Raw genomic sequence first — 25421 nt, 5'->3', positions numbered from 1 at the left:
CGGTGCCCGGAGGTCTTCACCATGCAGCCCACTCACGCCGAGATCGCGCGGACGCTCGCCGCCGGCCACCTGCCCGGCGTCGCGCACATCGCGTGCCGCCCGGGTCCCCTGCCCGTGCGGCACGTCACCGACGCGAACGGCCGTGTGCTGCTGCTGTCGCCGCGTGACGGCGCTTTCGCCGCGGCCCTCAAGCCGCAGGACGGCAACGACGACACCGCGATGGTGCTCGACATCTCCGACGTGCCGCCGATGGCCGGCTCGCCCGCCCTGGGCCGGGTGTGGATCTCCGGCTGGGCCACCCTGCTGGAGGGTGACGAGGAGCGGGCCGCGACGCTGGACTACGCGGACATCGACGCCTCGGGCGATCTGCTCGACGTCGGCGACGGCCAGGTCATCCACCGGATGGACGTGGCCGAGGTGCGCTACGAGCGCAACGAGAACCTGGTCGACGTCGACGTCGACGACTGGGCCGAGGCCACGGCCGACCCGCTCTGCCGCATCGAGTTCGACCTGATCGCCGACCTGATCGACCACCACGAGGCCGAGATGAGCGCCTACGTGCGCCGTCAGCTCGGGTCGACGTTCCAGCCCAAGGCCGAGCCCCAGGTCGTACGGATGGACCGGTACGGCTTCATGGTCCGTCTCGACGACAAGCTGGCCCGTCTCGCCTTCCCGCGCCCGGTCACCGACCGCCACGATCTGGCTCACCTGCTGCACCCGGTGCTGTGCCACCGCTGCGGGGACTGAGATCCAGCGGTTCCATGAGGAACCGCTGGACGTTCGGGCCGATCGCCGCGGCCAGCACCGCGGGGTCGGCGCCGGCCAGCGGCTCGATCCGCAGCACGTAACGGGTCACCATGAGCCCGGCGATCTGCGTGGCCACCAGCGCCGAGCGCATCGGCGCCTCGGCCGGGTCGATCACCAGCTCACCGACCGCCCGGCGCAGGATCTGGGTGACCACGAACTCGCGCAGCAGCCGCGCGGTCCACTCGTTGCTCAGCGCCGAGCGGAAGACCGCCAGCGCGGCCGCGCCGGCCGGCGAGTCCCACACGGACAGCGCCATCCGCACCAGCCGCTCGCCGGCCTGCTCCCGCGGCCCGGCCAGCGCCTGCGGGATCAGCTCGCCCGGGTTGATCGGCGCGTTCAGCGCGGCCAGGAAAAGCTTCTCCTTGGTGCCGAAGTAGTGGTGCACCAGGGCCGGGTCGACACCGGCATCGGCCGCGATGGAGCGGATCGACGCCTTGTCGTACCCCTTCTCGGCGAAGGACGACCGGGCGGCCTCCAGAATGGACGCACGGGTGTCCTGATTGCCGGGACGGCGCCCGCTTCGACGTACCAAGAAAGCTCCTAAACAGTCCGCCGTCGCAGGGTCGCGGCGGCCAGGACGAGAGCGACCACGGCCGCCCCCGCGACGATCACCAGATCCCACCACATCTCGCTGGTCGGCTCGGCGAACTGCCCGACCTGGAGAAGGGCGTCGACCGCGTAGGTCAGCGGCAGCGCGTTGCTGATCGCCTCGAGCCAGCCGGCCATCTGCTCCCGCGGCACGAACAGCCCGCACAGCAGGATCTGCGGCACGACGACCACCGGAAGGAACTGTACGGCCTGGAACTCGGTGCGGGCGAAGGCACTGCAGAACAGGCCCAGGGCCACCCCGAGTACGGCGTTGAGCACGGCGACCACGACGACGAGCCCGGCGTTGCCGGTGGTCCGCATGCCGAGCAGCCAGTACGCGGCCCCGGTCGCGACCACCCCTTGCAGGGCGGCGGCGAGGCCGAACGCCAGCCCGTACCCGAAGAGCAGGTCGAGTTTGCCCAGTGGCGTGGTCAGCAGCCGCTCCAGGGTGCCGGTGGTGCGTTCGCGCAGCATCGCGATGCTGGTCACCAGAAACATGATCACGAACGGGAAGATGCCGAGCATGGTCAGCGCGATCCGGTCGAACGTGTCACCGGCGCCGTCGTACATGAAGTAGATCAGGGTCAGCAGCAGCACCGGCACCACGACGAGCAGGGCCACCGTCCGCTTGTCGTGCCGCAGCTGCCGCAGGATCCGCCCGGTCGTCGCCACGAGGATCATGCTGAGCCTCCTTTGGCATGCCCTCCTGGCCCTCCACCCGCTCCGCTCGCTCCGGTGCAGTCGGTCATGCCGGCACCTGCTCCCGGATGAGCCGCAAGAAAGCCTCTTCGAGATCATCGGTGCCCGCCGCGGAACGGATGGCGGCCGGGGTGTCGTCGGCGACGATGCGGCCCTCGCGGATCAGCAGCAACTGGTCGCAGCGCCCGGCCTCGTCCATCACGTGGCTGGAGACCAGCAGCGTGGTGCCGGCGGCGGCGAGCGCGTGGAATTTCGCCCACAGGTCGGCCCGCAGCACCGGGTCGAGCCCGACGGTAGGTTCGTCGAGCACGAGCAGCCGGGGCGTCCCGATCATCGCGCAGGCCAGCGAGGCCCGGCTGCGCTGCCCGCCGGAGAGGTTGCCGACGAGCTGACCGGCCGCGTCCGTCAGCCCGACGTCGTCGATGGCCCGCTCGGCCTCGGCCGCACCGAGCCCGTAGAGGGCGGCGAAGTAGCGCACGTTCTCCCGAACGGTCAGATCGGCGTAGACGCTGGGCGCCTGCGTCACGTAGCCGACCGTGCGCCGCAGCCCCGCACTTCCGGCCGGCTCGCCGAACACCGTCACGGTGCCCGCCTTGACGATCTGCACGCCCACGATCGCCCTGATCAGAGTGGTCTTGCCGCTGCCGCTGGGCCCGAGCAGCCCGGTGACCCGGCCAGTCGGAACAGTGCAGCTCATGTCGTGCAGGACTTCCCGTTTCCCTCGCTCGATGACGAGGTTCCGCACCTCGATCATGCTGGCCTCCGTAGATTTCATCGTCTGATGAGTTCAACGCTAGATGAATTCCACGAGCGGGTAAATGCCAATGTTGGTCGAAGAAGCACGCGGGCCGCATCGCTGAGAGACTCTGGGAGCGACCATGGCGCTGGACAGGCGCGGCGAATGAACAACTTCACGCTGATGCTCATCGGAGCCGCGCTTCTCTACGGGCTCGTCGGAGTCGTGTGGGGACTCAGGGCGCTGGGTCGTCTCATCGCCCGGCTGGCCGGCTCGAGTACCGCACTGCGCGATTGGTCCAGGAACGGCCGTGCTGAGACGACGTTCGGCGACTCGGTTCTCCGGTCGCTTCTGGCCGCTTGGCTCACCGTCCGGGAGTGGCGCACTCGCCGCAAGGGCAGCGCTTTCGCGGAGGCCGCGGGCAAGGTCGGCGTCGTCCTGTCCGTCGCCTTCTCGGTCGCGATCATGATCGCGTTCTACCTTGTGTGGGGTCTTTCCCCCGCCGGTACCGACTTCTATCTGGCCGTCCCGCCCGGACAGCAGCCCTCGGAGTCAGGGGCGCAGCCGATCACCATCGATGTCGACTTCAGTGGAGGGCTGCCGGTATCGGTCATCATTCTGGGCCTGTGCGTGGCGGGGCTGCTGCTGGTGACGGTCAGCCAGATCTTCCACTGGAGGAAAGTGCGACAGCTGGCCGCCACCATCGGCAACGATGACCTGGCCAGGCAGGCCACCGTAGGGCTGCGCAACGCGATCACCTTCCTCCTGGTGGAGGTGATGATCTCGGTGATCGTGCAGTTGTACGTCAAATAGTCGCTGACGCCGTCGGTCAGAGGGCGAGGATGCGGTCCAGGAACTCGCGGTAGCCGCGCATGGCCATGCGCATGCTCTCGGTGTCGGGTGACTTGTTGCCGCGCAGCGGGTCGAGCTCGTCGCGCTCGGCCAGCAGCGCCTCGGTGAGCTCGTTGACCGCGTCCGTCAGCAGGTCGTGGGCCCGGGTCAGGGCGGTCTCGGGGTCGTCGACGAACTCGGCCTTCACCTCGTGCCAGGCGGCGCGGAAGTGGCGGACGGCGTCCTCGTCCCAGAACGCGATGCTGCCCTCGGCCACGTCGCCCGGGCGCAGCGGCGCGTCCTCCTGCTTCTCCTCCTCGGGCTCCTCGGGGGCGGCGCGGCGGCCGCGGCGGGCCGGCTCGGCGTCCTCGAGGCTGGCCGAGCGGCGCGGCAGCGGGGCCGGCTCCTCGTCCTCGACGGTCTTCGCGGTCAGGTCGCCGCTGAACGTCACCGGGGATTTCGAGGGCGGCGCGGCCGGCACCGGAATGCTGGCCGAGGCCGCTCGGGGCGCCGGGACGCCCGAGACCGGGCCGGACTCGGGGTCGGGCAGGGCCGGGGTGTAGGACGGCGGCTCACCGTAGTTGCCACCGAAACCCAGTCCGTTTCCGTTCGGGCCCAATCCGTTTCCGTTCGAGCCCAGCGCCGGTGAGACGGGGGCCGGGGAGACCGGCAGGCCCGAGGTGGGCGCGCCGGAGACCGGAGCGCCCGAGGTCGGCGTGACCGTCGGGTGCTTGGAGGTGGGCACCGACGCCCAGCCGGTCGCCCCCGTGGGGCCGGAGACGGGAGCCGACCCGTTCTCGCGTCCGTTCATGTCATCACGCCCGTTCTCGTCGTTCTCGTCCGCCTGCCCGGGGCCGTCCACAGTAGAGGCATGGCCGTTCGCCTCGCCGTGGCTGTGGCCGTTGAGGCCGGCCGGGCGCGGCTCGAGCGGGCTGCGCCCGCCGAACAGCATCCGCCCGTTGCGGCCGCCGAGACCGAACCCGCCGAACGTGCCGGGGTCGCGGTCCCAGGGGTTGGCCAGAGCGGACTCTACGGCCGGAACGGCGTCGTCCTCGCGCTCGGCCGCCTCGGAGTGATCAGTATCCCGGTCGGGCAGGCCGTGCTGACCACCGACGGGCAGCGGCGGCGTGGCCGGCGGCACCACGGACTCGGGCCGGGCCGACGGGATCGGCCCGCTGCCGGGCGCGGCGGGCGCCGCCAGCGGCGGCTTCGGTCCCTCGGCCGGCTTGTCGCGCTCGTCGCGCTCGGGCGAGGCCGACGCGACCGGCGGGCCGGGCGTCTCCGACTGCCGGCGGGAACCGAGGGGGACCATCTCGGTTTCACTCGAAAGGGTGGCCGGGGACTCGGCCGAATCGGGCGTGGTGGCCTCGTCCTCCCCTTCGCGGTGCACCGGCCAGAAGCGGGCCAGGCCGCGGTTCGACCGAGCGTTGTCGGGGCTGGACGTCGGCTCCATTGCTTTGCGGACTCCCGTCGAACTGTGCGCGCTGCCCTCGGACGCAGGTGGGCAGATGCGCCCTGGCTGGGCGCGGCGCACGACGACGGTACCGTTCCCCGCCGCCGGGCACACCCCCTGTGCCCGGATCGTGGGCCGCGTCGTGCTGCGTAAAAGCCCGTTCGGCCGATGAGGGAGAATCGACCCTGTGGCAGTCACGACCGATCTCGACCCGGCCATCGCGGCCCGGCTCAAGCGCACCCCCGACGGCCTCGTCGCGGCGATCGTGCGCGAGCACGGCAGCGGTGATGTCCTCATGCTCGCGTGGATGGACGACGAGGCGCTGCATCGCACGCTGACCACCGGCCGCGCCACCTACTGGTCGCGCAGCCGAGGGGAATACTGGGTCAAGGGCGCCACCTCCGGCCACCACCAGTTCGTGAAGAGCGTGGCCCTCGACTGCGACGGCGACGCCCTGCTGGTGACCGTCGAGCAGGTCGGCGCCGCCTGCCACACGGGGGAGCGCACCTGCTTCTTCGACGAGCTGCCGGTGTCAGCGTCGTGACCAGCGGAGCGGTCACTCCCAGCGAAGCGGACTTCCTGCGGTCGGAGCAGAGGGTCGTCCCGGTCACCAGACGGCTGCTGGCCGACGGCGAGACCCCGGTCGGCGTCTACACCAAGCTGGCCGGCGGTCCCGGCACCTTCCTGCTGGAGTCGGCCGAGCAGGGCGCCGGCCCGTCCGGCGCGGCCTGGTCGCGATATTCGTTCGTCGGTGTCCGGAGCGCGGCCACGCTGGTCGAGCGCGACGGCGAGGCGCATTGGCTCGGTGCGCCGCCCGCCGGCGTACCCCTCAATGGTGATCCTGTCCTTGCCCTGCGGGAGACGGTCGCGGCGCTGGCCGACGGCCCGGCCCCCGACGACCTGCCGCCGCTGACCGGTGGCATGGTCGGCTATCTCAGCTACGACCTCGTGCGCCGCTTCGAGCGGCTGCCCCGCACGGCGAGCGACGACCTGCCGCTGCCCGAGCTCGGCATGATGCTGGCGACCGACCTGGTCGTGCTCGACCACTACGACGGCTCGGCCATCCTGGTCGCCAACGCGGTGCTGGCCGCGGACGCCTCCGAGGCCGACCGGCGCGCCGCCTATCACCAGGCCGTGGGCCGGCTCGACGCGATGACCACCGCGCTGTCCCGCCCCACCCCGCCGATGATCTCCACGGTGGAGCGCCGCCCGGCCGGTGAGCCGGTCAGCCGCACCGCGCCCGGCGAATATCAGAAGGCGGTCGAGGAGGCCAAGGAGGCGATCCGGGCCGGCGAGTGCTTCCAGATCGTGGTGGCGCAGCGCTTCGAGCGCCCGACCGACGCCAACCCGCTGGACGTCTACCGGGTGCTGCGCGCGACCAACCCGAGCCCGTACATGTACCTGCTCCGCTTCGACGACTTCGACATCGTCGGCTCGTCGCCCGAGGCCCACCTGAAGGTCAGCGCCGACGAGGAGGGCACCCGCCGCGCCCTGCTGCACCCGATCGCCGGCACCCGCTGGCGCGGCGCCACCCCCGAGCAGGACAACGCGCTCGCGGCCGAGCTGCTGGCCGACCCCAAGGAGCGCTCCGAGCACGTCATGCTGGTCGATCTGGGCCGCAACGACCTGGGCCGGGTCTGCAAGCCGGGCACGGTCGAGGTGCCGGAGTTCGCCCGCATCGAGCGCTACAGCCACGTCATGCACATCGTCTCGACGGTCACCGGCGAGCTGCGCGACGAGCAGAGCGCCTTCGACGCCCTGGCCGCGACGTTCCCGGCGGGCACGCTGTCGGGCGCGCCCAAGGTCCGCGCCATGGAGATCATCGAGTCCCTGGAACCGACCCGGCGCGGCCTGTACGGCGGCACGGTCGGCTATTTCGGCTTCGCCGGCGACATGGACATGGCCATCGCGATCCGCACGGCCCTGCTGAAGGACGGCACGGCGTACGTTGGCGCGGGCGCCGGCATCGTGGCCGACTCCGATCCGGCGGCCGAGGAGCAGGAGACCCGCAACAAGGCGGCGGCAGTGCTGGCCGCGATCGCCTCGGCCGAGACCCTGCGCGCGGCACGATGAACCACCGCCGCTCCTACCTGCTGTCCCTGGCCGCCTGCCTGGCCGGCGCCGGAACAGCGGCTTTTGGCGCCACGCGCACGTGGTCGCTCGACGTGGCCCACCGCCCGGGAATGTCCGATGTGCGCACCCCGCAGACCGGCGCCGACCTGGAGCCGTGGCTGATCGGCCTAGCCCTGGTCGCCCTGGCCGGCACGGGCGCGCTGCTGGCCACGCACGGCTGGGTGCGGCGCGCGCTGGGCGTCCTGCTCGCCCTGGCCGGCGTGGGCGTCATCGTGGGCGCGCTGGTGGGCCGCCTCGGCCTCGACGTGGGCGAGGCGGGCACGGGGGCCACGGTGTGGCCCATCGCTTGCGCTCTGGGCGGCGCGATCATCGCGGTCGGCGGCGTCACTGCCGCGCGTCAGGGCCATTTGTGGTCACGCATGTCGGCACGGTACGAACGTAAGCCGGCCCAACCGCACTCCGCCGAACCGGGAAGCTATACGCGGCCAGGCGCGGGGTCCGGGCCGTTGGCGCCCGCCGGGCTGAAGACGCCGGAGGAAACCCCGGTCGACCCCCGCACGGCGTGGGACGCCCTCGACCGGGGCGACGACCCCACTTCCTGATCACCGCAGGATCAACAGGTTGTACCGGTGCCCCTCGGCGTCGACGGTCTCGGCGAAGACGAAGCCGCAACGCTCCAGCACGCGCCGGGACGCGAGGTTGCCGACGTCGGTGGTCCCGTACAGCGGCCGGGTCTTCTCGATCCGAAGGAACAGGCGCAGGGCGCTGGTGCCGATCGACCGGCCCCAGAACTCCTGGCCCAGCCAGTAGCCGACCTCCCGGCGGCCGTCCTGCCGCCACCAGGACAGCACATTGCCCGCGATCTTCTCGCCGGCCAGGACTGTCCGGGCCGTGACGGCGTCGTCGGCGAGGATCCGCTCGGTCCAGTGGGTGAGGAAGGCGTCGTGCTCGTGAGCGGGTGAGTTGGCCCGCCGGACGGCCTCGGGCTCGCGGCGGTGTTCGAAGAACGTCTCGAGGTCAGCTGTGCGCACCGGGCGCAGCGTCACCGGCTCTGCCATGCGCCGATCCTGGCAGGTCCGCCGCCGCGCGGATGACCCGTGCGGGTGATCTTGGCCGGGTGGTGTCCGGGTGTGGTCAGGCCGTCTTGGCGAGGGAGCGCGAGGCGGCGCGGCGGTTCGCGGGACTCGGGGCCGGGACGGAGCGGCGGGCGACCAGGGCGGCCACCTCGCGGCTGAGCTCGGCCCGGGCCTCGTGGCGGGCCCGGTCTTCCAGGGTGGCGGCCCAGGCGTTGTCGCGGGCCGTGCGGACCCTGTCGGGGCCGATCACCACCCGCTGGAGGCCGGCGAAGAGGTCGGCGGCGGCGGAAACCAGAGCGCGGGGGGTGTCGGCGAAGCCGGCATCGGTCCGGGTGGCTGCCACGGGATTACTCCACATCGCTGAAGGGCATCGACAAGAGGCGCGTCGGGGGGCGCCCGAACCAGTTTGCCTCGCCCTCATCATGGTCGGACCGTATTTCCGGAGCGTGACGCTCGCGTCAACGCGCGGTGGGATCCACCGATCAGATGAAGTGCCGCAGCCCAGCGGCCCGCGGCGGGCGTGACCCATGTGACAGAAGTGACACACCGCCGTTGATCAGGCCGCATTATGCCCGAGCCCATCTCGTGAGGCGTGCCATACCCCGGGGGGCCTTGCGCGACCGCGACCTCCTAGCATCGGGCGGAGGACACCCGGAGAGGGGAGTCATTACGTGACATCCGATCAGCAGACGGAAGCGGGCACTGGCGGGCCGCAGAACGTGCTGGAGGAGATCCTCGCAGGAGTGCGCGAGGACGTGGCGGCACGGCAGCAGCAGGTGCCGCTGGAGCAGGTTCGCGAGCTGGCGGCGGCGGCGCCACCGGCGATCGACGCTTACGCGGCGCTGCGTAAGCCGGGGGTGGCGGTGATCGCCGAGGTGAAGCGGTCGTCGCCCTCCAAGGGGGCGCTGGCCGAGATCCCCGACCCCGCCGAGCTGGCGGGGGAGTACGCGGCGGGTGGCGCCCGTGTCATCAGCGTGCTCACCGAGGGCCGGTGGTTCGGCGGTTCGCTCGACGATCTGAAGGCGGTTCGCGCCTCCGTTCAGATCCCGGTGCTCCGCAAGGACTTCGTGATCTCGTCCTATCAGGTGCACGAGGCGCGGGCCCACGGCGCCGACGTGGTGCTGCTCATCGTGGCCGCCCTCGAGCAGAACGTGCTGATGGGCCTGCTCGAGCGCATCGAGTCGCTGGGCATGACCGCGCTCGTCGAGGTGCACAACGAGGAGGAGGCCGACCGGGCTCTCGAGGCGAACGCCAAGGTCATCGGGGTCAACGCCCGTGACCTGCGCACGCTTCAGGTCGACCGGTCCGTCTTCGAGCGCATCGCGCCGGGGCTGCCCAACAATGTCGTCAAGATCGCCGAGTCGGGCGTGCGGGGACCGCACGACCTGATCCGGTACGCCTCGGCCGGCGCCGACGCCGTGCTGGTCGGCGAGGGTCTGGTGACCCAGAAGAGCCCGCGTGACGCGGTGGCCGAGCTGGTGAACGCCGGCAACCACCCCGCGACACCGAGGCCTGTGCGATGACGGCTCCGTCGCTGCCGGACCTGGCCGGGCACTTCGGCCGGTACGGCGGGCGCTTCGTGCCCGAGGCGCTGGTGCGGGCGCTGGACGAGCTCGACGCGGCCTACCGGTCGGCCAAGACCGACCCGGTGTTCCAGGCCGAGTTCGAGAACCTCCTGGTCAACTACGCCGGTGTGCCCTCGCTGCTCTACCGGGCGGAGCGCCTGTCGGCCGCGGTCGGCGCCGAGATCCTGCTCAAGCGGGAGGATCTCAACCACACGGGCGCCCACAAGGTGCGCAACGTGCTGGGTCAGGCGCTGCTGGCCAAGCGGATGGGCAAGCCGCGGGTGATCGCCGAGACCGGCGCCGGCCAGCACGGCGTGGCCAGCGCGACCGCGGCCGCCCTGCTCGACCTCGAGTGCGTCGTCTACATGGGCGAGACCGACACCGAGCGGCAGGCGCTGAACGTGGCCCGCATGCGCATGCTCGGCGCCACCGTCGTCCCGGTGACGAACGGCTCGCGCACCCTCAAGGACGCGCTCAACGAGGCCCTGCGTGACTGGGTGGCCAGCGTCGACTCGACGCACTACCTGCTCGGCACGGCCGCCGGCCCGCATCCGTTCCCCGAGATCGTCCGCGATTTCGTGGGCGGCATCGGTGTCGAGGCCCGGGCCCAGTGCTTCGAGCTGACCGGCCGGCTGCCCGACGCGGTGGCGGCCTGCGTGGGCGGCGGCTCGAACGCGATCGGCATCTTCCACGCCTTCGTGCCGGACGAGTCGGTCGAGCTCTACGGCTTCGAGGCGGGCGGCGACGGCGTCGAGACCGGGCGGCACGCCGCGTCGATCACCGGCGGCTCGTCGGGCGTGCTGCACGGCGCGCGGACGTACGTCCTGCAGGACGAGGACGGCCAGACGGTCGAGTCCCACTCGATCTCGGCCGGGCTCGACTATCCCGGTGTCGGCCCGGAGCACGCCTGGCTGCACGACACCGGCCGGGCCACGTACGAGCCGGTGACCGACGCCGAGGCGATGGCCGCGTTCCAGCTGCTCTGCCGCACCGAGGGCATCATCCCGGCCATCGAGAGCGCGCACGCGCTGGCCGGCGCCGCCCGGATCGCCCCGCGGCTGCGGGCCGAGCTGGGCCGCACGCCGACCATCGTGGTCAACCTGTCCGGCCGCGGCGACAAGGACGTGCACACCGCCGGGGCGTACTTCGGGATTCTCGATCCGGTCGAGACGATCGTTCCGGGAGAACAAGAGTGAGCATCAGCGACGTCTTCGCCAAGGCGAAGGCCGAGAACCGGTCGGTGCTCATCGGCTGCATGCCGGCCGGCTTCCCGACCGTCGAGGACAGCATCGCCTCGATGATCGCGATGCACGAGGCCGGCTGCGACGTCATCGAGGTCGAGCTGCCGTACTCGGACCCGGTGATGGACGGCCCGGTCATCCAGAAGGCGAGCGACATCGCGCTGGCGGCCGGGGTCCGTACCCGCGACACTCTGAAGATCATTGAGGCGGTTTCCCGTACGGGAGCTCCGGTCGTCCTCATGACCTATTGGAACCCCATCGAGAAGTACGGGGTCAACGCCTTCGCCCGTGACCTGGCCTCGGCCGGCGCCACCGGCATGATCACGCCGGACCTGATCCCGGACGAGGCGGCCGAGTGGATCGCGGCCTCCGACGAGCACCGCATCGACCGCACCTTCCTGGTCTCGCCGTCGTCGACCGACGAGCGGATCGCGATGACCGTCGGGCAGTGCCGCGGCTTCGTCTACGCCACCGCGCTGATGGGCGTCACCGGCGCCCGCACCTCGGTGTCGTCGCAGGCCCCGGAGCTGGTCGACCGGGTGCGGCACGCCGACCCGCACATGCCGGTCGGTGTCGGCCTGGGCGTCGGCAACGGGGCCCAGGCGGCCGAGGTCGCCGGCTTCGCCGACGGCGTGATCGTGGGCAGCGCGCTGATCCGCAGTGTGCTCGAGGCGCCCGATCGCGCTACCGGTCTGTCCCGGCTGCGTACGCTCAGTGCCGAACTTGCCGAGGGCGTGCGGAACCCGCGAAACTAGACCCGCCCTGATCACCCGCCTCGCCGCCTTCGACGGTAGCGTGTGCAACCGTGATTACCGCCGCGATCCCGAGTCCGACGACGTCGGTCTGGCATGTGCTGGGCCTGCCCGTGCGGGCGTACGCGCTCTGCATCGTGCTGGGCATCGTCGCCGCCCTCTACATCCTGGAATACCGGATGCGCAGCCGCGGCGTGGCCCGCTGGGCCTCGCTCGACATCGCGGTGTGGGCGGTGCCGTTCGGCATCGTCGGCGCCCGCATATATCACCTGATCACGTCGCCGCAGGACTACTTCGGCGCCGGTGGTGACCCGATCCGCGCCTTCTACATCTGGGAGGGCGGTCTCGGCATCTGGGGCGCGGTGATCGGCGGCGCCCTGGGCGCGTACATCGGCTGCCGTCAGCTCGGCCTGCCGTTCGCCCTGGTCGCCGACTCGCTCGCGGTCGGCCTGCCGGTGGCGCAGGGCATCGGCCGGCTCGGCAACTGGTTCAACAACGAGCTGTACGGCAAGGTCACCACGCTGCCGTGGGGTCTCGAGGTCCACGACATGGACCGGTCCAATCCGGGCCATGCCACGGTGATCGACGGGCAGGCGGTCACGCTGCCTGATCTCTACCATCCGACGTTCCTCTACGAACTGATCTGGGATCTGGGCGTCGCGCTGCTGGTCTGGCTGGCCGACCGCAAGTTCAAGTTCGGCCGGGGCCGCGCCTTCGCGCTGTACGTGATGGCGTACACGGCCGGCCGGGCCTGGATCGAGATGCTGCGGGTCGACGAGGCCAACCACTTCTTCGGCGTACGCCTGAACGTCTTCACCGCCATCGTCCTGTTCCTGCTGGCGCTGATCTACTTCCTCGTGGTCCGTGGCCCGCGGGCCTACGTGGTGCCGGACGACGCCCCCGAGACGCTGCCCGAGCCGGCCGCCGGGAGCGACGTCAGCCAGGTCGACGTGACCGGCGACGGCGAGCAGCCGGCCCGCGCGCCCAAGGGCTACCAGGTCGTCAGCCATCATCGCTTCGAGGAATACCGCAAAACCGGGATCCTGCCTCCGGAGACGCCGCAGGACATGGCCGAGGAGATCGCGGCCGGCGGGCATCCGCTCGAGCCGGCCGATCCGGCCGGCCCCGCGGGTGTCGGTGAGGCCGTCCTGGCCACCGGGGCCGCGGCCGGCACGGGTCCCGACGGCGCCTCCGGCGGCGACGTCGACGCCGAGACGCCGCGCAAAAACGACGAACGCTGACCGGACGTGGTCGGGCGGGGCACGGCCGTCGTGGTGGGCGCCGGGATGGCCGGTCTGGCCGCGGCCGGCGCCCTGTCCCGCACCGGCTGGCGGGTGACGCTGCTGGAGCGGGACGAGCGGGTCGCCGCCCCGCCGACGGCCCTGGTGCTGTGGCCGAACGGCCGCCGCGCCCTGGAGGCCCTCGACCCGGCCGGAGGCTGGTCGTCGATCGCGTCCCCGCTGCCCGACGGCGGCGTCCGCCGCCCCGACGGCCAGTGGCTGGTCACGCCGCGCGGGCGGACCGGGTCCGGCCCGGCGCCGGCCGCGGTGCGCCTCGAGGACCTGTACGACGTGCTGATCGCCGGCCTCGGCGACTACGTGCAGATGCGGACCGGCTTCGCGGTGACCACCGTCTCTACGGGCCCCGGCCTGCGCCCTTCGGTGAGTGACGGCCGCACGACGATCGAGGCCGACCTGGTGGTGGCGGCCGACGGCATCGACAGCCGCGTGCGCCGGGCCCTCGCGCCCGAGTCGGCGGCGGTCGGTTCCGGTTTCGCCGACTGGCAGGCCGTGGTCCCGGCCTTCCGGCTGCCGTCGGAGCACACGACCGGCGGCGAGACCCTGGGCGCCGGCTACCGCTTCATCTCGATGCCGCTCGGCGCCGGCAAGGGCGTCTACTGGGTGGCCACCGCGGCCGGAGCGCCCCGCCCCGAGTCGCCCGCCACCCAGCTCGCCCTGCTGCGCCGCTGGTTCGCCGGCTGGCCCGAGCCGGTCGGCGAGCTCCTGGCCGCCACCCTGCCGGAAGACCTGGTGCCCCACGAGGTGCGCGAGCTGAGGCCGCTGCCCCGCACGTACGGCTTCCCGTCCGGCCCCGGCGGCGTCGTGCTGCTCGGCGACGCCGCCCACGCTATGCCCCACCATCTGGGCCAGGGCGCCTGCCTGGCCTTCGAGGACGCGGCCACGCTGGCCGCCCTGGTCTCGGACGCCCCGCCCGGCCCCGACCTGGTGGCCGCGATCGAGATGTACAGCCGCCTGCGCCGTCCCCGCACCACCAGCGTCGTCCGGCAGACCCGCCGCATGTCGGCCGTGGTCCAGGCCCGGGGCCGCCTGGCCCTGCGCGCCCGGGACGCCGCCCTCAACCACATGCGGCCCCGGATGATGGCCCCCAGCCCGGACTGGTCGCCCCCGAACTGAGCAGCCCGCACCGCCGGCGCCGGCATCCGGCCCTGCGGCGCCGCGCCGTTCTATGGCTGGCTCGAGGCGGTGCTGAGCACCACCACGGCTGTCTCGCGGCCACGGCGGGCGGCGTAGGCGTCCAGGTCGCCGTAGCCGCTGTAGTCGTGCAGGGCCTTCCACAGCCGTTCCCTCTCGGCACCGGTGGCCTCGTGAGCTGTGACCTCGCGTGAGCCGCCGACCAGGTCGACGGTCGCCCCGGGGCGGGCGCGCAGGTTGTGCCACCAGGCCGGGTCGGCCGCGTCCCAGCCGTTCATGGCCAGGGTGACCAGGCGGTCGCCGTCCTCGATGTAGCCGAGCAGGACGGCGCGGGGCCGGCCGGAGCGGCGGCCGACCGTGTGCAGCCGCAGGATGCCGAACTTGCCGCCCGGAGCCGGTGTGGACATGCCGACGCGGTCGGCGGTGACCCTCAGCAGGGCTTTGTGCGCCACCCAGGCGCCGCGGACGAACCATCTCGGAGGGGGCATGGCCGAACTCCTCTTCTACGGTGTAGGTCTACGCCGTAGGGTAAGCCCTACGGCGTAGGAGAACAAGTAGGATTCGGCTCGTGCCAAGACGTGCAGGAACCTCGACCCGCTCCACGGCCCGGCTGTCGAAGGAGGGGATCGTCGCGGCCGCCGTCGAACTGGCCGACCGGGACGGGCTCGACGGGCTGAGCATGCGGCGGCTCGCCCAGCACCTCGGCGTCGACGCGATGTCGATCTATTACCACCTGCGCGACAAGGACACGCTGCTCGCCGCCATGGCCGACGCGGTGGTCGCATCGATCGCCATTTCCGAGGCCGGCGGTCCCTGGACCGATCGGTTGCGGGCGCTGATCATGCAGGCGCGGGGCACGATGCTGAAACACCCCTGGGCCGTACGGATCATCGAGAGCCGGGCCGAGCCGACACCGGCCGTCCTGCTGCACATCGAGCGCGTCCTGGCGATCATGCGGGGCGGCGGCTGCTCCGTCGACCTGGGCCATCACGCGATCCACCTGCTCGGCAGCCGCATCCTCGGCTTCAGCCAGGACCTGTTCGACGACAACCCCGACCCGTCCGCGCCCCCGCCGCCCGCGGAATGGGCCGAGACCCTGCCACACGTCGCCGAGCTGGCCGCCGCGGCCACCCACGACGGCCGGCTCAGCGGCTGCGACGACGAGTTCGAGTTCGCCTTCGCCCTCGACCTGCTCCTCGACGGCCTGGAGCGCCGCCGCTCAGCCGACGTCGGTGGTGACGGCTAGCTCCCGGCCCGCCTCGACGTCCGCGGTGAGGGCGGCGATGCGAGCCTGGGCCAGGCCGTACGAGTCCGAGCCCAGCAGCTGGTGCAGCGGCGTGTCCTTCCCACCGGCGATCGTGATGATCGCGGCGGCGGCCTTCGCCGGGTCGCCGAGCTGGGTGCCGGGCATCGCCAGGTGTGCGGCCGTCATGTCGCGGACCGCCTGGTAACCGTCCAGCGTGCTTCCGGGAAGGCCGATCGACTGCGTACGGAGGAAATCGGTCCTCATATATCCCGGCTCGACCAGCGTGACCCGGACACCCAGCCCGGCCACCTCGGCCGCCAGCGACTCGGTGAGGCCCTCCAGGGCGTACTTGCCGGCGCAGTAGAGGCCCCAGCCGGGGAAGGCCGTCAGGCCGAGGATCGACGAGACGTTGACGATGTGGCCGGCGCGGCGGGCCCGGAACGACGGCAGGACGGCCCGCAGAACATTCCACACGCCGAAGACCTGCACGTCGAACATCCGCCGGGCCTCGGCGTCGCTGACCTCCTCGACGGCGGCCAGGAACCCGTAGCCGGCGTTGTTGACGACGACGTCGACGTCCCCGGCCGCTTCGACGGCCCGCCGGACCTGCTGCTCGTCCGCGAGGTCGACGGCCAGGGCCTGGAGCCGGCTCGTGCCGGTTCCGCCGAGCGCCGCGAGGAGCCGCTCGGGGGAGCGGGTGGTCGCCGTGACCGTGTCACCGCGTTCCAGGAGCTGCCGGACCAGCTCGAGGCCCAGCCCACGGGAGGCGCCGGTGATGAACCAGGTGTTTGTCATGTCCTCCAGGCTGGCCGCGGCGCCGGCCCGCGGACAGGCTCGGGCGGGCCCAGCCGTACCGGGGAACGCCATGCCCACCCAGCCCCTGTCGGCGGCGTCCGTGCGCGCGGATCATGGAGGGCGTGGCAGCTCTGGGCGAGTTCCTCCGCAAGTGCCGTACCGGCATGACCCCGGCCGCGGCCGGCATCGCCGGTGCCGCGTCCGGCCGCCGGGTCCGCGGCCTGCGCCGCGAGGAGGTGGCCCAGCTCGCCGGGGTCAGCGTCGACTACTACACGCGCCTAGAGCAGGGCCGGCACACCAGCCCGTCCGACTCCGTGATCGACGCGCTGAGCCGGGTCTTCCAGCTCGACGCGGCCGCCCGGGCCCACCTGGCCGACCTGGCCCGCCCGCCCCGGCGCGGGGCCGAGCCGCTCCCGCCGCAGCGGGTCCGCCCGGCCATGCGGCAGCTGATCGCCTCGATGACCGACCACCCGGCGCTCATCCTGGGCCGCCGCACCGACGTCCTGGCCTCCAACGCCCTGGCCGACGCCCTGCTCACCGACTGGACGAGGCTGCCGCCCGCCCACCGCAACTACACCCGCTGGGTCGTCCTCGACCCGGCGGCCCGCGAGGTCTTCGTGGACTGGCCGGCCGTGGCCGCCGACGTGGTGGGCACCCTGCGCTTCTCCGCGGGCCGGTTCCCCGACGACCCCGGCCTGGCCGAGCTGGTCGGAGAGCTGACCATCAAGAGCGCCGATTTCCGTACGTGGTGGAACGCCCACCAGGTGCACGAGCGGACGCACGGCACCAAACACATGACCCACCCGGCGGTAGGCCCGATCACCCTGCGCTACGAGGCCCTGTCCCTGCCCGGCGACCCCGACCAGACCCTGTTCCTCTACACCACCGACCCCGGCTCCGCCTCGGCCGACAACCTCCGCCTGCTGTCCCTGATGACAGCGGGCTGACGCGGTCCGCCGATAGGGTCGGCGGATGACTGTCAGGCTGAGCGTCGACGTTCCGGACGACGTCGGAGCGTTCCTCCGGACCCGACACGATGCGTCCGCGGTCGTCACGGAAGCGGTCCGGAGAGTCATGCGCGAGGGCCGTCGCGCCCGGCAGCGGGAGGCGGCGCGGGTCATGGCCGCATATAGGCGGAGCCGGAGTGAGGCCGATCGGGCGGCTGAGCGTGAGCTGGCCGAGGGGAGCAACGACGTCGCGGTGCGCGGTGCCGAGTGGTAGGGCGTGCCGAGACGGCCGTGGGCGGCGGTCTGAGGGTGAGTGGGCAGGCGGCCGGCCTGCCGGTGTCGCGGGACAGCCCGGAAGCGGCGACGGGAGGCCGGGACGGCAGCGGCCGGTCCCTGCGGCGGGGGCTCTTCGCCGATCCGTACCTCTAGGTCATTGAACTCCGAAGACCCTATGGCCGACGGCGATGGACTCGCCGGAGATGGTGGCGGCCCAGCTCGAGCAGAGGAACGTGACCAGCGCGGCGACCTGCTCGGGGGTGGACTCGCCGCCGGTGGCCGGTGCTGTCGTCGGTGAAGGCTCGGCGGTGACGATGCCGGGGTTGACGACGTTGATCGTGACGCCGGTGCCCGCATAAGCGTCGGCCAGGGCCTTCGACGCCGTGATGACCGCCTGGTTGCGGACGGCGCCGGTGACCGACTTGGTGAGGTGGGCGTTCTGGCCGCTGATGTTGACGACGCGGCCGAAGCCCCGCTCCCGCATGCGGGGGAGAACCTCGTCCATGACGCGCAGGTAGCCGCCGGCCTTCGCGTCCAGGGCGGAGAGGATCTGTGACGGCTCGCGGTCGCGGGACGGGTCCATGGTGTGCGCGGGCGGCGCGGCCGCGTTGATGAGGATGTCGACGGTGCCGAGGCGTTCGACGGCGGCCCGCACCGACGCCGGGTCGGCCGTGTCCAGGGTGAGGCAGGCGACCTCGTCGTCGAGGCTGTGCGCGGCGTCGGCCAGGCGGGCGTCGTCGCGGGCGGCCAGCACCACACGGACGTCCTCGGCCAGCAGCGCCGCGGCCACCGCGCGGCCCAGCAGGCCGCTGCCGCCGACGATCAGCGCGGTGCGGCCGGCGATTCCGAGCTCCATGCGCGTTCCCTTCTTGGAGCGGCTCTGCCTAGAGCGGCGCGGCCGCGGGTTCGGCGATGCAGGCGGTGCCTATGCGGCGGAACCCCACCTTTGTATAGAGGCGCGCCACGTCGTCGTCGCCCGCGGAAAGGAATACCAGGTCGACTCCGGCGTGCAGCGCGCGGCGGGCCAGTGACGCGGTGAGCTGCGACGCGTAGCCGCGCCCGCGAGCTGAGGGGAGGGTCGCGACCCCGGCGATCTCGGCCACGTCACCGGAACGCATGAGGGTGCCGGTGGCCAGGATTCCCTCGTTCGGGGACTCGACGACGGCCATGTAGTAGTCGCCGGAGGTGACCTGCTCACGGTCGAGGTCGATCTGGGCCTGGCTCACGCCGGTGCCGGGGGCGCCGGCGAACGCGTGCTGCGCCACCGCGCGGGCGGCGAACACCTCGGCGTCGAACGTGTCCGCGGCCGGGTCGAGGAAGCGGATGGCGCCGCCGGCCACCGGCAGGTCGGGCACGAGCGCGGCCGCCTCGAGCACCAGCAGCGGGGCCAGCAGCACTCCCAGCCCGGCCGAGCGGGCTACGGCCAGCAGGTCGGGAGTGGTCTCGTGGACCCACTCGAAGGCCTCGGGCAGACCCAGATCACGTTGCCGCTGACGGACGGCAGTAATATCAGCGGCGGAAGGGGTGTCCGCTCCGATGACGGGCCGGGCATAGTAGGGCCAGCCCTCGCCCTCGCGGACGAACAGCACAAGTCCGCCGAAATCCTCGGCACGTGCGTAGGGTCGGGGAAGGGCGTCGTAAAACCGCTCGAGCCTGACGAAGACGTCGGTATCCTGTAGCGCCACCGCGCGAGACTACCCAATGTGCATAGAGGTTCGGCTACCCGATTGTGCCGAGAAGGTGGATTCGCCCCACACCAAGTGTGATCCATCTGAACTGGCGGAGATCCGCCCCCCTTCGCGTAGACTCTAGAGACTTTGCAGGGCCGACGTCGTCCCGACCTTGATTCGTAACACCAGTGACGACAGGAGGCCCGGTGGCATTTCCGCACCCCCAGGGGCTTTATGACCCCTCCACCGAACGCGACGCGTGCGGTGTGGCCTTCGTTGCCGACCTCTACGGCCGGCGCTCCCACGACGTGGTCGCCAAGGGCCTTTCCGCGCTGATCCGCCTCGACCACCGGGGGGCGCGAGGAGCGGAGTACAACACCGGCGACGGCGCCGGCATCATGATCCAGGTCCCGGACGAGTTCTACCGCGCGGTCGCCGGCTTCGAGCTGCCGCCGGCCGGGCAGTACGTGACCGGCCTGGTCTTCCTGCCCAACGACGCCGCCGAGCGGTCCCGCGCGATCAAGATCGTCGAAAAGTACGCCCTGGTCGAAGGCGGCGAGATCCTCGGCTGGCGCGACCTGCCGGTGCGCCCGGACGGGCTCGGCCAGACCGCCGAGGACGCCCGGCCCACCATCCGGCAGGTGTTCCTCGCGGCCCACCGGCTCTCCGACGACGTCCGGCTGAGCGGCATCGAGCTCGACCGGGTCGCGTTCACCATCCGCAAGCAGGCCGAGCGGGAGACCTCGCAGCGCGGCGTCGGCGCCTACTTCCCGTCGCTGTCCTCGCGGACCATCACCTACAAGGGCATGCTCACCCCCGACCAGCTGCCGGAGTTCTTCCCGGACCTGCTCGACGACCGGGTGTCCAGCGCGATCGCCCTGGTGCACAGCCGCTTCGCCACCAACACGTTCCCGGCGTGGCCGCTGGCCCACCCGTACCGCTTCATCGCCCACAACGGCGAGATCAACACGATCCGCGGCAACAAGAACTGGATGGCCGCCCGCGAGGCGCTGCTGCAGTCGAAGACCCTGCCCGGCAGCATCAAGCGGCTGTTCCCGATCAACACGCCGGAGGCGTCCGACTCGGCCAGCTTCGACGAGGTGCTGGAGCTGCTGCACCTGTCCGGCCGCAGCCTGCCCCACGCGATGCTGATGATGATCCCCGAGGCGTGGGAGAACGACCCGGGGATGGAGCCGAAGCGGCGCGCGTTCTACCGCTTCCACGCCAGCCTCATGGAGCCGTGGGACGGCCCGGCCAGCGTCGCCTTCACCGACGGCACGATGATCGGCGCCGTGCTCGACCGCAACGGCCTGCGCCCCGGCCGCTGGTGGCACACCTCCGACGGCCTGGTCGTGCTCGGCTCCGAGGCCGGCGTGCTCGACCTCGACCCGGCCACGGTGGTGGCCAAGGGCCGCCTCCAGCCGGGCAAGATGTTCCTGGTCGACACCGAGGCCGGCCGCATCGTGCACGACGACGAGATCAAGGCCGGGCTGGCCGCGGCCGAGCCGTACGAGGAGTGGCTGCACGCCGGCCTCATCCAGCTCGACGACCTGCCGCCGCGTGAGCACGTCATCTACACCCACGACTCGGTGACCCGCCGCCAGCAGGTGTTCGGTTACTCCGAGGAGGAGCTGAAGATCCTCATCGGGCCGATGGCCCGCACCGGCGCCGAGCCGCTGGGCTCGATGGGCACCGACACGCCGATCTCGCCGCTGTCGTCCCGCCCGCGGCTGCTGTTCGACTACTTCCACCAGCTGTTCGCCCAGGTCACCAACCCGCCGCTGGACGCCATCCGCGAGGAGCTGGTCACCAGCCTGGCCACCACGATCGGGCCCGAGGCCAACCTGCTCGACCCGGGACCGGCGTCCTGCCGCCAGATCGTGCTGCCCCACCCGATCATCGACAACGACGAGCTGGCCAAGCTGCTCTCGATCGACGAGGACGGCGACCTGCCGGGCTTCAAGGCGGTCCGGGTCTCCGGTCTCTATCCGCTGCGCGACGGCGCGGCCGGCATCAAGGCCCGGCTCACCCAGATCTGCCGGCACGTCTCGGAGGCCATCGAGGACGGCGTACGGATCCTGGTGCTCTCCGACCGCGACTCGAACGCGGACCTGGCGCCGATCCCGTCGCTGCTGCTCACCGCGGCGGTCCACCAGCACCTGGTGCGGGAGCAGACCCGCACCCAGGTCGCGCTGGTCGTCGAGTCCGGCGACTGCCGCGAGGTGCACCACGCGGCGGTGCTGATCGGCTACGGCGCGGCCGCGGTCAACCCGTACCTGGCCTTCGAGTCGGTCGACGACCTGATCGCGACCGGCCCGCTGGCCGGCCTGGACCCGAAGCTGGCGATCCGCAACTACGTCAAGGCGCTCGGCAAGGGCGTCCTGAAGATCATGTCGAAGATGGGCATCTCGACGGTGTCCTCGTACTGCGGCGCGCAGGTGTTCGAGGCCGTGGGCCTGGACAACAAGCTGCTCCAGCGCTACTTCGTCGGCACCAACGGGCGGATCGGCGGCGCCACCCTGGCCGACATCCACGCCGAGGTCAAGGCGCGCCACGAGAAGGCGTACCCCTCGAACCCGGCCGAGCGCACCCACCGGCGTCTCGAGGTCGGCGGCGAATATCAGTGGCGCCGCGAGGGCGAGATCCACCTGTTCAACCCCGAGACCGTGTTCCTGCTGCAGCACGCGACGCGGTCGAAGCAGTACGACGTCTTCAAGAAATACACGTCGAAGGTGGACGGCCTGGCCGCCGAGGCCGGGTCGCTGCGCGGCCTGTTCACCTTCAAGGACCGGACGCCGGTTCCGCTGGAGGAGGTCGAGCCGGCGTCGGAGATCGTCAAGCGCTTCGCCACCGGCGCGATGTCGTACGGCTCGATCTCCGCCGAGTCGCACGAAACCCTCGCGATCGCCATGAACCGGCTCGGGGGCAAGTCGAACACCGGTGAGGGCGGCGAGGACGTCGACCGCCTCTACGACCCGGCCCGCCGCTCCGCGGTCAAGCAGATCGCCTCCGGCCGCTTCGGCGTGACCAGCGAATATCTGGTCAACGCGGACGACCTGCAGATCAAGATGGCGCAGGGCGCGAAGCCCGGCGAGGGTGGCCAGCTGCCTGGCAACAAGGTGTGGCCGTGGGTCGCCAAGACCCGGCACGCCACCCCGGGCGTCGGCCTGATCTCCCCGCCGCCGCACCACGACATCTACTCGATCGAGGACCTGGCCCAGCTCGTCCACGACCTGAAGAACGTCAACCCGATGTCGCGGGTGCACGTGAAGCTGGTCAGCGAGATCGGCGTGGGCACGGTCGCGGCCGGCGTGGCCAAGCTCAAGGCCGACGTCATCCTGATCTCCGGCCACGACGGCGGCACCGGCGCGTCGCCGCTGAACTCGCTCAAGCACGCCGGCTCCCCGTGGGAGCTGGGCCTGGCCGAGGCGCAGCAGACCCTGCTGCTCAACAAGCTGCGCGACCGGGTCACCGTGCAGGTCGACGGCCAGCTCAAGACCGGCCGCGACGTGATCGTGGCGGCCCTGCTGGGCGCCGAGGAGTTCGGCTTCGCCACCGCGCCGCTGATCGTCAGCGGCTGCATCATGATGCGCGTCTGCCACCTCGACACCTGCCCGGTCGGCATCGCCACCCAGAACCCGGTGCTGCGCGAGCGCTACACCGGCCGCCCCGAGTTCGTCGAGAACTTCTTCCTCTTCCTGGCCGAGGAGGTCCGCGGCTACCTGGCCGAGCTGGGCTTCCGCAGCATCGACGAGGCCATCGGCCACGCCGAGGTCCTCGACGTGCTGCCCGCGGTGAACCACTGGAAGGCCAAGGGCCTCGACCTGTCGCCGGTGCTGTTCGTGCCGGAGCTGCCCGAGGGCGCGTCCCGCCGCGGCATCGTCGCGCAGGACCACGGCCTGGACAAGGCGCTGGACAACAAGCTGATCGAGCTGGCCCAGCCGGCCCTGATCGACGGCAACCAGGTGCGGGCCGAGGTCGGCGTGCGCAACGACCACCGCAGCGTCGGCGCGATGCTCGGCGGCGAGGTGACCCGCCGGTACGGCGGCGCCGGGCTGCCCGAGAACACCATCGAGTTCACCCTGCGCGGCACCGGCGGGCAGTCGTTCGGCGCCTTCCTGCCCCGTGGCGTCACGCTGCGGCTGATCGGCGACACCAACGACTACGTGGCCAAGGGCCTGTCCGGCGGCCGGGTCATCGTCCGGCCGGCCGAGGACGCCCCGTTCGTGGCCGAGGAGCACATCATCGCCGGCAACACCATCCTGTACGGGGCGACGGCGGGCGAGGTGTTCCTGCGCGGCCGGGCCGGCGAGCGGTTCGCCGTGCGCAACTCGGGCGGCCAGGCCGTCGTCGAGGGCGTCGGCGACCATGGCTGCGAATACATGACGGGCGGCGCCGTGGTGGTGCTCGGCCCGACCGGGCGCAACTTCGCGGCCGGCATGAGCGGCGGCAAGGCGTTCGTGCTCGACCTGGCCCCGTCCAAGGTCAACCCGGAGCTGGTCGACCTGGCCCCGCTGACCGCCGACGAGGAGCAGACCCTGCGCGGGCTCGTCGAGAAGCATCGGGCCGAGACCGGCTCGGCGGTGGCCGACCGGCTGCTCGCCGACTGGGCCACAGCGGTGTCGCGCTTCACCGCCGTGGTGCCGCGCGACTACAAGCGCGTGATGGAGCTGATCAGGACCGCCGAAGCCGCCGGTCGTAACGTCGACGAGGTGGTCATGGGGGTCAAGGGTGCCTGATCCGAACGGTTTCCTGCGCTACGAGCGGCAGCTGCCCAAGCGCCGCCCGGTGCCGGTGCGCATCCAGGACTGGCGCGAGGTCTATCCGCCGGCCGGCGAGGAGCTCATCCGCGACCAGGCCACCCGCTGCATGGACTGCGGCATCCCGTTCTGCCACGACGGCTGCCCGCTGGGCAACCGGATCCCGGACTGGAACGACCTGGTCCGCACGGGTGCGTGGGAGGCGGCGGCGGAGGCCCTGCACGCCACGAACAACTTCCCGGAGTTCACCGGCCGGCTCTGCCCCGCGCCCTGCGAGGCGGCCTGCGTGCTCGGCATCGCCGACGACCCGGTGACCATCAAGCAGGTCGAGGTGGAGATCGCCAACCACGCCTTCGACCTCGGCTACGTACGCCCGCAGCCGGCGCCCCAGGCGTCCGGCAAGAAGGTCGCGATCGTCGGCTCGGGCCCGGCCGGACTGGCCGCGGCCCAGCAGCTGGCCCGGGCCGGGCACGCGGTGACGGTCTACGAGCGCGACGACAAGATCGGCGGCCTGCTCCGCTACGGCATCCCCGATTTCAAGATCGAGAAGAGCGTGGTCGACGCCCGCCTGGCCCAGATGGAGGCCGAGGGCGTCGTCTTCGAGACCGGCGTCGAGGTGGGCGTCGACATCACCGCCGACGACCTGCGCGAGCGTTTCGACGCGGTGCTGCTGGCGGCGGGCGCCCTGGCCGGCCGCGACGCGGCCGACACCCCGGGCCGGTCGCTGAACGGCGTGCACCTGGCCATGGAGCACCTCGTCCCGGCCAACCGGGTCGTGGCGGGCCTGCAGGACACCACGCCGATCGACGCCGCGGGCAAGCACGTGGTCATCATCGGCGGCGGCGACACCGGCGCCGACTGCCTGGGCGTGGCCCACCGGCAGGGCGCGGCCAACGTGGTCCAGCTCGACCAGTATCCGCTGCCGCCCGAGGCCCGCGCCGGCGAGCTGCACCCGTGGCCGACGTGGCCGGTCATCCTGCGCAACTACCCGGCCCACGAGGAGGGCGGCGAGCGCGTCTTCGGCGTCGCGGTCCAGGAGTTCGTCGGCAACGAGGAAGGCAACCTGACCGCCATCCGCGTGGCCGAGGTGGTCGTCGAGCGCGTCAACGGTGTCCGCACGGTCACCACGACGCCCGGCTCCGAGCGTGACCTCCAGGCCGACCTGGTCCTGCTGGCCATCGGCTTCGAGGGCACCGAGGAGCAGCCGCTGCTCTCGCAGTTCGGCATCACCCGCAACCGCCGGGGCGTGCTCGACGCCGACAGTTCCTGGCAGACGGAGGCCCCGGGCGTCTTCGTGGCGGGCGACATGCACCGCGGCGCCTCACTGATCGTGTGGGCGATCGCCGAGGGCCGCTCGGCCGCCGCGGCGATCCACAGCTACCTGGGCGCGTCCGGCGAGCTGCCCTCGCCGGTCCGCGCCGACGCGCAGCCGCTCAGCGTCTGAGTCGCTCTTTCACGAATCGGCCCGTCTGTT

Annotated in this window: 25 protein-coding genes; 15 read left to right on the top strand and 10 right to left on the bottom strand. The window is 72.0% G+C overall.

All coding sequences use genetic code 11. The features are described 5' to 3' along the window. The first annotated feature begins 21 nt into the window (after window positions 1–21). A complete protein-coding gene (locus ACFY36_RS39065; RefSeq protein ID WP_499750927.1) occupies window positions 22–747 on the top strand; it encodes a DUF2470 domain-containing protein in 726 nt (241 codons plus the stop codon). On the opposite strand, the gene ACFY36_RS39060 is transcribed toward ACFY36_RS39065, so the two are convergent. The 3 genes from ACFY36_RS39060 to ACFY36_RS39050 form a co-directional block, all read right to left on the bottom strand. Next, the gene (locus ACFY36_RS39060; RefSeq protein WP_499750926.1) at window positions 683–1339 is read right to left on the bottom strand and encodes a TetR/AcrR family transcriptional regulator; all 657 of its coding nucleotides are present in this window, start codon (window positions 1337–1339) and stop codon (window positions 683–685) included. The genes ACFY36_RS39065 and ACFY36_RS39060 overlap by 65 nt on opposite strands. A gap of 8 nt (window positions 1340–1347) precedes the next feature. Further along, window positions 1348–2076 (bottom strand): ABC transporter permease, encoded by a 729-nt coding sequence (locus ACFY36_RS39055; protein WP_499750925.1) that lies wholly within the window; start codon window positions 2074–2076, stop codon window positions 1348–1350. A gap of 64 nt (window positions 2077–2140) precedes the next feature. Beyond that, on the bottom strand, window positions 2141–2848 hold the full coding sequence (locus ACFY36_RS39050) for an ABC transporter ATP-binding protein (protein WP_499750924.1): 708 nt from the start codon (window positions 2846–2848) through the stop codon (window positions 2141–2143). Between the two features lie 27 nt (window positions 2849–2875). Between ACFY36_RS39050 and ACFY36_RS39045 the strand changes: the two genes are divergently transcribed. Beyond that, window positions 2876–3643 (top strand): hypothetical protein, encoded by a 768-nt coding sequence (locus ACFY36_RS39045; protein ID WP_499750923.1) that lies wholly within the window; start codon window positions 2876–2878, stop codon window positions 3641–3643. Between the two features lie 16 nt (window positions 3644–3659). On the opposite strand, the gene ACFY36_RS39040 is transcribed toward ACFY36_RS39045, so the two are convergent. Continuing rightward, a complete protein-coding gene (locus ACFY36_RS39040) occupies window positions 3660–5114 on the bottom strand; it encodes a protein-tyrosine phosphatase family protein (RefSeq protein ID WP_499750922.1) in 1455 nt (484 codons plus the stop codon). A 187-nt stretch (window positions 5115–5301) separates the two neighbouring features. Here ACFY36_RS39040 and hisI point away from each other — a divergent pair, with 187 nt between their 5' ends. Genes hisI through ACFY36_RS39025 form a run of 3 tightly spaced genes read left to right on the top strand, consistent with a single transcriptional unit; the run spans window position 5302 to window position 7789 of the window. Continuing rightward, window positions 5302–5658, top strand: coding sequence for a phosphoribosyl-AMP cyclohydrolase (gene hisI, locus ACFY36_RS39035; RefSeq protein ID WP_499750921.1), 357 nt, complete (start codon window positions 5302–5304; stop codon window positions 5656–5658). Then, the gene (locus ACFY36_RS39030) at window positions 5655–7187 is read left to right on the top strand and encodes an anthranilate synthase component I (protein WP_499750920.1); all 1533 of its coding nucleotides are present in this window, start codon (window positions 5655–5657) and stop codon (window positions 7185–7187) included. Before hisI ends, ACFY36_RS39030 begins: the two co-directional genes overlap by 4 nt. Then, window positions 7184–7789 (top strand): Trp biosynthesis-associated membrane protein, encoded by a 606-nt coding sequence (locus tag ACFY36_RS39025; protein ID WP_499750919.1) that lies wholly within the window; start codon window positions 7184–7186, stop codon window positions 7787–7789. The genes ACFY36_RS39030 and ACFY36_RS39025 overlap by 4 nt, the downstream gene beginning before the upstream one ends. Here the strand turns inward: ACFY36_RS39025 and ACFY36_RS39020 are convergent, their stop codons facing one another. Together ACFY36_RS39020 and ACFY36_RS39015 are read right to left on the bottom strand one after the other, a co-directional pair. Then, window positions 7790–8245 (bottom strand): GNAT family N-acetyltransferase, encoded by a 456-nt coding sequence (locus tag ACFY36_RS39020; RefSeq protein WP_499750918.1) that lies wholly within the window; start codon window positions 8243–8245, stop codon window positions 7790–7792. A gap of 76 nt (window positions 8246–8321) precedes the next feature. After that, on the bottom strand, window positions 8322–8606 hold the full coding sequence (locus ACFY36_RS39015; protein WP_499750917.1) for a hypothetical protein: 285 nt from the start codon (window positions 8604–8606) through the stop codon (window positions 8322–8324). A gap of 376 nt (window positions 8607–8982) precedes the next feature. On the opposite strand from ACFY36_RS39015, the gene trpC reads away from it, so the two are divergent. The 5 genes from trpC to ACFY36_RS38990 are packed head-to-tail and all read left to right on the top strand — an operon-like array spanning window position 8983 to window position 14235. Next, window positions 8983–9786, top strand: a complete 804-nt coding sequence (gene trpC / locus ACFY36_RS39010; protein WP_499750979.1) for an indole-3-glycerol phosphate synthase TrpC — start codon at window positions 8983–8985, stop codon at window positions 9784–9786. Continuing rightward, window positions 9783–11024, top strand: coding sequence for a tryptophan synthase subunit beta (gene trpB / locus ACFY36_RS39005; RefSeq protein ID WP_499750916.1), 1242 nt, complete (start codon window positions 9783–9785; stop codon window positions 11022–11024). Before trpC ends, trpB begins: the two co-directional genes overlap by 4 nt. Continuing rightward, window positions 11021–11824 carry a tryptophan synthase subunit alpha gene (trpA, locus tag ACFY36_RS39000; RefSeq protein WP_499750915.1) on the top strand — a complete coding sequence of 268 codons (804 nt, stop codon included), beginning with the start codon at window positions 11021–11023 and terminating at the stop codon, window positions 11822–11824. Before trpB ends, trpA begins: the two co-directional genes overlap by 4 nt. Window positions 11825–11874: 50 nt before the next feature. Further along, a complete protein-coding gene (gene lgt, locus ACFY36_RS38995) occupies window positions 11875–13062 on the top strand; it encodes a prolipoprotein diacylglyceryl transferase (RefSeq protein WP_499750914.1) in 1188 nt (395 codons plus the stop codon). Between the two features lie 45 nt (window positions 13063–13107). Beyond that, window positions 13108–14235, top strand: a complete 1128-nt coding sequence (locus ACFY36_RS38990) for an FAD-dependent oxidoreductase (RefSeq protein WP_499750978.1) — start codon at window positions 13108–13110, stop codon at window positions 14233–14235. A gap of 50 nt (window positions 14236–14285) precedes the next feature. Here the strand turns inward: ACFY36_RS38990 and ACFY36_RS38985 are convergent, their stop codons facing one another. Beyond that, window positions 14286–14741 carry a nitroreductase/quinone reductase family protein gene (locus ACFY36_RS38985; RefSeq protein ID WP_499750913.1) on the bottom strand — a complete coding sequence of 152 codons (456 nt, stop codon included), beginning with the start codon at window positions 14739–14741 and terminating at the stop codon, window positions 14286–14288. An 80-nt stretch (window positions 14742–14821) separates the two neighbouring features. On the opposite strand from ACFY36_RS38985, the gene ACFY36_RS38980 reads away from it, so the two are divergent. Further along, window positions 14822–15499, top strand: a complete 678-nt coding sequence (locus ACFY36_RS38980) for a TetR/AcrR family transcriptional regulator C-terminal domain-containing protein (RefSeq protein WP_499750912.1) — start codon at window positions 14822–14824, stop codon at window positions 15497–15499. On the opposite strand, the gene ACFY36_RS38975 is transcribed toward ACFY36_RS38980, so the two are convergent. Then, complete coding sequence (locus ACFY36_RS38975; RefSeq protein ID WP_499750911.1) at window positions 15473–16294, bottom strand: SDR family NAD(P)-dependent oxidoreductase; 822 nt, start codon at window positions 16292–16294, stop codon at window positions 15473–15475. The two genes, ACFY36_RS38980 and ACFY36_RS38975, sit on opposite strands and share 27 nt — an antisense overlap. A 113-nt stretch (window positions 16295–16407) precedes the next feature. Here ACFY36_RS38975 and ACFY36_RS38970 point away from each other — a divergent pair, with 113 nt between their 5' ends. Both ACFY36_RS38970 and ACFY36_RS38965 read left to right on the top strand, forming a co-directional pair. Continuing rightward, window positions 16408–17241, top strand: coding sequence for a helix-turn-helix transcriptional regulator (locus ACFY36_RS38970; RefSeq protein WP_499750910.1), 834 nt, complete (start codon window positions 16408–16410; stop codon window positions 17239–17241). A 25-nt stretch (window positions 17242–17266) separates the two neighbouring features. Then, window positions 17267–17515, top strand: a complete 249-nt coding sequence (locus ACFY36_RS38965) for a hypothetical protein (protein ID WP_499750909.1) — start codon at window positions 17267–17269, stop codon at window positions 17513–17515. 156 nt (window positions 17516–17671) lie between these two features. On the opposite strand, the gene ACFY36_RS38960 is transcribed toward ACFY36_RS38965, so the two are convergent. Both ACFY36_RS38960 and ACFY36_RS38955 read right to left on the bottom strand, forming a co-directional pair. Next, window positions 17672–18373: an SDR family NAD(P)-dependent oxidoreductase gene (locus tag ACFY36_RS38960; protein WP_499750908.1), complete on the bottom strand. Its 702-nt coding sequence runs from the start codon at window positions 18371–18373 to the stop codon at window positions 17672–17674. A gap of 28 nt (window positions 18374–18401) precedes the next feature. After that, complete coding sequence (locus tag ACFY36_RS38955) at window positions 18402–19202, bottom strand: GNAT family N-acetyltransferase (protein WP_499750907.1); 801 nt, start codon at window positions 19200–19202, stop codon at window positions 18402–18404. A gap of 191 nt (window positions 19203–19393) precedes the next feature. Here ACFY36_RS38955 and gltB point away from each other — a divergent pair, with 191 nt between their 5' ends. Together gltB and ACFY36_RS38945 are read left to right on the top strand one after the other, a co-directional pair. Then, a complete protein-coding gene (gene gltB, locus ACFY36_RS38950; RefSeq protein ID WP_499750906.1) occupies window positions 19394–23926 on the top strand; it encodes a glutamate synthase large subunit in 4533 nt (1510 codons plus the stop codon). Beyond that, the gene (locus ACFY36_RS38945; protein ID WP_499750905.1) at window positions 23919–25391 is read left to right on the top strand and encodes a glutamate synthase subunit beta; all 1473 of its coding nucleotides are present in this window, start codon (window positions 23919–23921) and stop codon (window positions 25389–25391) included. The genes gltB and ACFY36_RS38945 overlap by 8 nt, the downstream gene beginning before the upstream one ends. The last annotated feature ends 30 nt before the right edge of the window (window positions 25392–25421 follow it).

It is taken from the genome of Actinoplanes sp. NPDC000266 (assembly GCF_042899005.1).
Classification (GTDB): domain Bacteria; phylum Actinomycetota; class Actinomycetes; order Mycobacteriales; family Micromonosporaceae; genus Actinoplanes.
This window is presented reverse-complemented; position numbering and strand designations above follow the sequence as displayed.